A 1,971-nucleotide genomic window follows, 5' to 3' on the forward strand; every position below is an offset into this window, starting at 1 on the left:
TCCTACTCTCACAGGGGGAAGCCCCCAACTACCATCGGCGCTAAAGAGCTTAACTTCCGTGTTCGGTATGGGAACGGGTGTGACCTCTTTGCCATCATCACTTCACTATAGTCGGCTTCCAATACACGGCGCTATCCTTCGTCAACTTCCCTCGCTCTTTCAGTCACGTACTTAAGTACGCTCCTTCAATCACTCAGTCGTTTCCTCGACTAGCTTGTGTCTTGAAACCCTTAGAAAAAATATTCATTCTTTCAAAACTGGATAAACGTTTCATTGAGTTGTGCAATAAAATGTGGTTAAGTCCTCGACCGATTAGTATTCGTCAGCTACATGCGTCACCGCACTTCCACCTCGAACCTATCTACCTGATCGTCTTTCAGGGGTCTTACTTACTTGCGTAATGGGAAATCTCATCTTGAGGGGGGCTTCATGCTTAGATGCTTTCAGCACTTATCCCGTCCACACATAGCTACCCAGCGATGCCTTTGGCAAGACAACTGGTACACCAGCGGTGTGTCCATCCCGGTCCTCTCGTACTAAGGACAGCTCCTCTCAAATTTCCTACGCCCACGACGGATAGGGACCGAACTGTCTCACGACGTTCTGAACCCAGCTCGCGTACCGCTTTAATGGGCGAACAGCCCAACCCTTGGGACCGACTACAGCCCCAGGATGCGATGAGCCGACATCGAGGTGCCAAACCTCCCCGTCGATGTGGACTCTTGGGGGAGATAAGCCTGTTATCCCCGGGGTAGCTTTTATCCGTTGAGCGATGGCCCTTCCATGCGGAACCACCGGATCACTAAGCCCGTCTTTCGACCCTGCTCGACTTGTAGGTCTCGCAGTCAAGCTCCCTTATGCCTTTACACTCTTCGAATGATTTCCAACCATTCTGAGGGAACCTTTGGGCGCCTCCGTTACTCTTTAGGAGGCGACCGCCCCAGTCAAACTGTCCGCCTGACACTGTCTCCTACCCCGCTAAGGGGCATGGGTTAGAAGTTCAATACAACCAGGGTAGTATCCCACCGACGCCTCCTCCGAAGCTGGCGCTCCGGGATCTCTGGCTCCTACCTATCCTGTACAAGTTGTACCAAAATTCAATATCAGGCTACAGTAAAGCTCCACGGGGTCTTTCCGTCCTGTCGCGGGTAACCTGCATCTTCACAGGTACTATAATTTCACCGAGTCTCTCGTTGAGACAGTGCCCAGATCGTTACGCCTTTCGTGCGGGTCGGAACTTACCCGACAAGGAATTTCGCTACCTTAGGACCGTTATAGTTACGGCCGCCGTTTACTGGGGCTTCAATTCACAGCTTCGCTTGCGCTAACCGCTCCTCTTAACCTTCCAGCACCGGGCAGGCGTCAGCCCCTATACGTCACCTTACGGTTTTGCAGAGACCTGTGTTTTTGCTAAACAGTCGCCTGGGCCTATTCACTGCGGCTTCTCTAGGCTATGCACCCAAAGAAGCACCCCTTCTCCCGAAGTTACGGGGTCATTTTGCCGAGTTCCTTAACGAGAGTTCTCTCGCACACCTTAGGATTCTCTCCTCGACTACCTGTGTCGGTTTGCGGTACGGGCACCTCTCACCTCGATAGAGGCTTTTCTTGGCAGTGTGAAATCAGGAACTTCGCTCTAAAGAGCTCGTCATCACAGCTCAACGTTATAGTATGCGGATTTGCCTACATACACGCCTTACTGCTTGAACACGCGCAACCAACGGCGTGCTTACCCTATCCTACTGCGTCCCCCCATTTCTCAAACGGTGAGGAGGTGGTACAGGAATATCAACCTGTTGTCCATCGCCTACGCCTATCGGCCTCGGCTTAGGTCCCGACTAACCCTGAGCGGACGAGCCTTCCTCAGGAAACCTTAGTCATACGGTGCATGGGATTCTCACCCATGTTTCGCTACTCATACCGGCATTCTCACTTCTAATCGCTCCACCAGTCCTTCCGGTCTGACTTCAACGC

The 1,971-nt window shown here is 52.4% G+C and carries 2 rRNA genes; both read right to left on the reverse strand.

From position 1 onward, the window contains the following. Window positions 1–105 (reverse strand): 5S ribosomal RNA (rrf, locus tag SNE38_RS19000); the annotation flags it as partial. Window positions 106–292: 187 nt separating this feature from the next. Next, window positions 293–1,971, reverse strand: a 23S ribosomal RNA gene (locus SNE38_RS19005); the annotation flags it as partial.

The organism is Solibacillus ferritrahens, from assembly GCF_037027585.1.
Classification (GTDB): Bacteria; Bacillota; Bacilli; order Bacillales_A; family Planococcaceae; genus Solibacillus; species Solibacillus ferritrahens.